Raw genomic sequence first — 5,019 nt, 5'->3', positions numbered from 1 at the left:
GTTTGCGGTAACGTATTTACCTGAAGATATTTGCATGGAGGCCATTGGCTTATTTATACTCTTAACATTTATCGTATCGGTTATTGTAGAAAAGAAATTTTAAATAGCGGGTGCACGAAGCTTCCGCTATCTTATTATGCGTGGTGCTCTTTTATATTCCAGGTTGTACGCGTTTCCGCGCCGCGCCCGCCTTTTGAGGTCTGCTCCCAGTATTGAAACTGCACTTTATCGGCTTCCAGCTCGTAAGTTACTTCTGAAGCAATGCCCGAATCCCCCATGCGAATAGCGGCTATGCGTACATTTTCTATCGTAATGCGGCAAAATTCTTTATGCTCACTCCCGGCGCGACATATTGCCAGTTCCGCTTTACTTATCAGAGTCTTTTTTGATGCGTAAGTAATCATTGCCGGAGTCGCTTTATCAAGCAAGGCGTGAACCGTGAGATTATGAAAATTAACGGTTCCGTTATTCTCCGCCCCATGACTTTCCAGTCCCCAGCTATATCCTTTTAAATCAATCCAGCCTTGATGCAAATTATCTTTAGATTCCCCGGTAATACCCTGCAAACGTAAATATAGTTCATCCATTTATATTTTATTCCAGCCATTTAAATAACACGTTATATTCCTATAGCTGCGATCAATCAATGTACCAATGGATAAATATTCTCTAATAATCTCATTAATAACCTTTTGTTTATGTTGGTAATCAAAAAGGTGAAGGTATAGGCTAAAAGTCGTAAGTTAAGGCCCTGGCTGATGTTTAGACATAAATTTGCATAACCAGCGGGCCTCTAACGACGTATAAGATCCTTATCTAACGACAAACAATAAAGCTAAGCTAGCAAGACGCACTTTGCGCGGCCTGGTTCGGCAGCTCGGCGTCGTCCGTAGCGCCCTTCCCTTATACCTCGAAGACGGCAAAATCGCGCGCCAGTTCGGTGTTAGGGAAAATCGCCTGGCACTCCGCCAGCAGGCGCGGCATATCCTCAGAGCGATAGCGTGAGCTGAAATGAGTGGCGATAAGCCGTTTGGCGCGCGCGTCTCTGGCGGCGGTCGCCGCCTGTACGGTAGTGGAATGGCCGCGTCCGTTGGCTTTCTCCTCCATTGCCGCCTCCAGCGTGGTTTCATGCACCATCACGTCTACCTCCGCCGCCAGTGCCAGCGCGTTCTCGGTCGGCGCGGTGTCGCCGAATATCGCCAGCTTTTTACCCGGCGTCGAGGGGCCAAGATAGTCACGGCCATGAATAACGCGGCCATCCTCCAGCGTGACGCTCTGGCCCTGTTTCAGCTGTTGGAACCAGGGGCCGCGCGGCACGTTGTCCGCCCTGAGTTTTTCCGCGTCGAGAAAACCCGGCTTGTCATGCTGTTCGATGCGAAAGCCGAAGCAGGGCAAGACGTGATTCAGCGAAAAGGCCGTGACCTTGATCGCGCCGTCGTCGAACAGTTCGCCCGCCGCGATTTCAACGATCTCCAACGGATAGGTGACAAACGACCCGCTCAGGCTCAGCGCGGTTTCGACAAACTGGCGCAGCCCTGGCGGCCCGTAAATCGTCAGCGGCTCAGGGATGCCGCCCATCGAGCGGCTGGTCAGCAGTCCCGGCAGGCCGAAAATATGATCGCCGTGCAGGTGCGTGATAAAGATTTTTTGCAGTTTGCCCGGTTTCAGGGCGCTGCGCATAAACTGGTGTTGCGTGGCCTCGCCGCAGTCAAACAGCCAGCAGTCGCCGCGATGAGAAAGCGTCAGGGCGATAGAAGTCACATTACGCTGTAAGCTGGGCGTGCCAGCACAGGTGCCAAGAAAAGTCAGTTGCATAGGCTTACTCTGGTTGTTGTTGAATGGCTTCCCAGCTCAGATCGAAACGGGCGAGGTATTTACGCAGTCGGTCGGCGTCATTCGACTGTTTCTTCTGCTGGCGCGACACGGCGAAAAGCTTGCGTCCGGCTTCCGACAGGCTGGCGGATCGCCGACAGATCGTCAATACCGCCTCCAGAGGATCGCGATCGAAAAGATCGCGATCCTCTGGAGGCAGCGGCATCGGATCGTATCCGCGCCAGATTTGCCGCAGGCGCGCGATCGCTCGCTGACGCCTGTCTGTGCGATGCGCCCATTGTCGGCCAGCGACGCCATGCGCGTTATCGTGGCGCAGTTCACCGCCGTCAGCCACTCTTTTATCTGATGTCGGTACTGCTTCAGCGGAAAGATGCGGTGGGCAGGAAAGCCCGTTTATGTCACGCTTTTAGCCATACCCTGTCGTCGCGGCGCTAAAAACAGACGCCCTGGCGCAACGCGGCGAGCAACGGCACGCCGCCGTACAGAGGAGAGAGTATGAAATCGCAATATCAAACGTTGACCGTCGCCAACGGCGCGCTGGTGAAAATGTGGACCCAGGGCGTGCCCGTGGAACCGGAAGCGCGCCAGCAGCTGCTGGATACGGCAAAGATGCCGTTTATCTTTAAACACCTGGCGGTGATGCCTGACGTGCATCTGGGGAAAGGATCGACCATTGGCAGCGTGATCCCGACGCGCGGCGCGATTATCCCGGCGGCGGTCGGCGTGGATATCGGCTGCGGCATGATGGCGGTGCGCACCTCGCTGGTCGCCGGCGATCTGCCGGAAAACCTTTACGGCATCCGCAGCGCGATCGAACGCGCGGTGCCGCACGGGCGAACCAGCAACCGCTCCGGCAGCGATAAAGGCGCCTGGAAACGCGCGCCGGAGAGCGTCGATCGGCACTGGTCAACGTTGCAGACAGGATTCAAACGCATTACCGATAAATACCCGGCGCTGCTGAAAACCAATAACTACGCGCACCTCGGCACGCTCGGCACCGGCAACCATTTTATCGAGCTGTGTCTGGATGAAGCGGACCGCGTCTGGGTGATGCTGCATAGCGGATCGCGCGGCGTCGGCAACGCTATCGGCACGTTGTTTATCAATCGGGCGCAGCAGGATATGCGGCAGCATATCGCCAACCTGCCGGACCGCAACCTGGCCTACTTTGAAGAGGGCAGCCGCCACTTCGCCGACTATATGAATGCGGTGGGCTGGGCGCAGGATTACGCGCGTCATAATCGCGAAATCATGATGCAGCATGTGCTGGCGGCGCTGAAGCAGAGCATCAGCAAGCCGTTCAGCGCCACGGCGGAGGCGGTGAATTGCCATCACAACTATGTGCAACGCGAGCAGCATTTCGGCGAATCGGTGCTGGTGACGCGCAAGGGCGCGGTATCGGCGCAGCGCGGTCAGCTGGGCATCATTCCCGGCTCGATGGGCGCGAAAAGCTTTATCGTGCGCGGCCTGGGAAATGAAGAGAGTTTCTGCTCGTGCAGCCACGGCGCCGGACGCGCCATGAGCCGCTCCGCGGCGAAAAAACGCTTCACCGTGGCCGATCAGCAGCGGGCGACGGCGCACGTGGAATGCCGCAAAGACAGCGACGTGATTGATGAAATCCCGATGGCTTATAAAGATATCGACGCAGTTATGGCGGCGCAGTCATCGCTGGTGGAGATCGTGCATACTCTGCGCCAGGTGGTTTGCGTAAAAGGATAACCGCGATTACGCCGCGTCTGCCCTGACCGAAGCGACGAAAAAGTCGGCTCCTGTTGCAATCATAGGCGCAAACTTTGCGGGAAATCAGCGAGTGGCGGTACACTTACGCCAGTTTTCTTTTCTTACTTTCTGGAGCTCGCTCAATGACCCGACATTATGATTACCTCGCCATCGGCGGCGGCAGCGGCGGTATCGCCTCCATTAACCGTGCGGCGATGTATGGCCAGAAATGCGCCCTGATCGAAGCGAAAGAGCTGGGCGGCACCTGCGTTAACGTCGGCTGCGTTCCGAAAAAAGTTATGTGGCATGCGGCGCAGATCGCGGAAGCGATCCATAACTACGGCCCTGACTACGGCTTCGATACCACCGTGAACCAGTTCAACTGGCAGACGCTGGTGAAAAACCGCAGCGCCTATATCGATCGCATCCACACCTCTTATGAAACCGTGCTGGGCAAAAACAACGTCGACGTGATTAAAGGCTTCGCTCGCTTTGTCGACGCCCACACCGTCGAAGTGAACGGCGAGAAGATTACCGCCGATCATATTCTGATCGCCACCGGCGGCCGTCCGGTGCATCCGGCGATCCCTGGCGCGGAATATGGCCTCGACTCTGACGGCTTCTTTGAGCTGGACGCCATGCCGAAGCGCACCGCGATTGTCGGCGCTGGCTATATCGCCGTGGAAATCGCCGGCGTACTGAACGCGTTGGGTTCCGAAACCCATCTGTTTGTGCGTAAAGAAGGCCCGCTGCGTCAGTTCGATCCGCTGCTCAGCGAAACGCTGGTGGAAGTGATGAACGCTGAAGGCCCGACGCTGCACACTTATTCCGTGCCGAAAGCGGTGGTGAAAAATCAGGACGGCAGCCTGACGTTACAGCTGGAAAACGGCGAAGAACAGACCGTCGACTGCCTGATCTGGGCGATTGGCCGCGAACCGGCGACCGATAACCTTAACCTGGCGGTAACCGGCGTGGCGCTGAATGAAAAAGGCTACATTCAGGTGGATCAGTTCCAGAATACCAGCGTGCCGGGCATCTATGCCGTCGGCGACAACACCGGCGCGGTAGAGCTGACGCCGGTCGCGGTCGCTGCGGGCCGCCGCCTCTCCGAGCGCCTGTTCAACGGCAAGCCGAACGAGCATCTGGACTACAGCAATATTCCGACCGTGGTGTTCAGCCACCCGCCAATCGGCACCGTCGGCATGACCGAACCGGAAGCGCGCGCTCACTACGGCGACGACGAGGTGAAAGTCTATAAATCTGCTTTTACCGCAATGTACACCGCGGTCACGCAGCACCGCCAGCCGTGCCGCATGAAGCTGGTGTGCGTCGGTAAAGAAGAGAAGATCGTCGGCATCCACGGCATCGGCTTCGGCATGGATGAAATCTTGCAGGGCTTCGCGGTGGCGCTGAAAATGGGCGCGACCAAAAAAGATTTCGACAACACCGTCGCTATTCACCCGACGG

The 5,019-nt window shown here is 56.7% G+C and carries 4 protein-coding genes and 1 pseudogene; 2 read left to right on the top strand and 3 right to left on the bottom strand.

Annotation, left to right across the window (positions count from 1 at the left end):
* Nucleotides 1-134: 134 nt before the first annotated feature.
* The 3 genes and pseudogenes from MYY08_RS15065 to MYY08_RS15055 all read right to left on the bottom strand — a co-directional run.
* Complete coding sequence (locus MYY08_RS15065) at nt 135-587, bottom strand: Hcp family type VI secretion system effector (protein ID WP_038629584.1); 453 nt, start codon at nt 585-587, stop codon at nt 135-137.
* Between the two features lie 316 nt (nt 588-903).
* Nucleotides 904-1,815: a ribonuclease Z gene (gene rnz / locus MYY08_RS15060; protein WP_038629581.1), complete on the bottom strand. Its 912-nt coding sequence runs from the start codon at nt 1,813-1,815 to the stop codon at nt 904-906.
* A 4-nt stretch (nt 1,816-1,819) separates the two neighbouring features.
* Nucleotides 1,820-2,020, bottom strand: a pseudogene (locus MYY08_RS15055) (sigma 54-dependent transcriptional regulator); the annotation flags it as partial.
* 308 nt (nt 2,021-2,328) lie between these two features.
* Between MYY08_RS15055 and MYY08_RS15050 the strand changes: the two are divergent.
* The gene (locus MYY08_RS15050) at nt 2,329-3,552 is read left to right on the top strand and encodes an RtcB family protein (protein WP_288014773.1); all 1,224 of its coding nucleotides are present in this window, start codon (nt 2,329-2,331) and stop codon (nt 3,550-3,552) included.
* A gap of 143 nt (nt 3,553-3,695) precedes the next feature.
* On the top strand, nt 3,696-5,019 hold a 1,324-nt coding region (gene gorA / locus MYY08_RS15045), incomplete at its 3' end, for a glutathione-disulfide reductase (protein WP_288014771.1).

Source organism: Mixta sp., from assembly GCF_024610815.1.
Classification (GTDB): Bacteria; Pseudomonadota; Gammaproteobacteria; order Enterobacterales; family Enterobacteriaceae; genus Mixta; species Mixta calida.
This window is presented reverse-complemented; position numbering and strand designations above follow the sequence as displayed.

What these genes read in the sequence shown, in the direction of transcription:
- MYY08_RS15065 (WP_038629584.1), bottom strand. Translation starts at nt 587, where the DNA reads ATGGATGAACTATATTTACGTTTGCAGGGTATTACCGGGGAATCTAAA.
- rnz (WP_038629581.1), bottom strand. Translation starts at nt 1,815, where the DNA reads ATGCAACTGACTTTTCTTGGCACCTGTGCTGGCACGCCCAGCTTACAG.
- MYY08_RS15050 (WP_288014773.1), top strand. Translation starts at nt 2,329, where the DNA reads ATGAAATCGCAATATCAAACGTTGACCGTCGCCAACGGCGCGCTGGTG.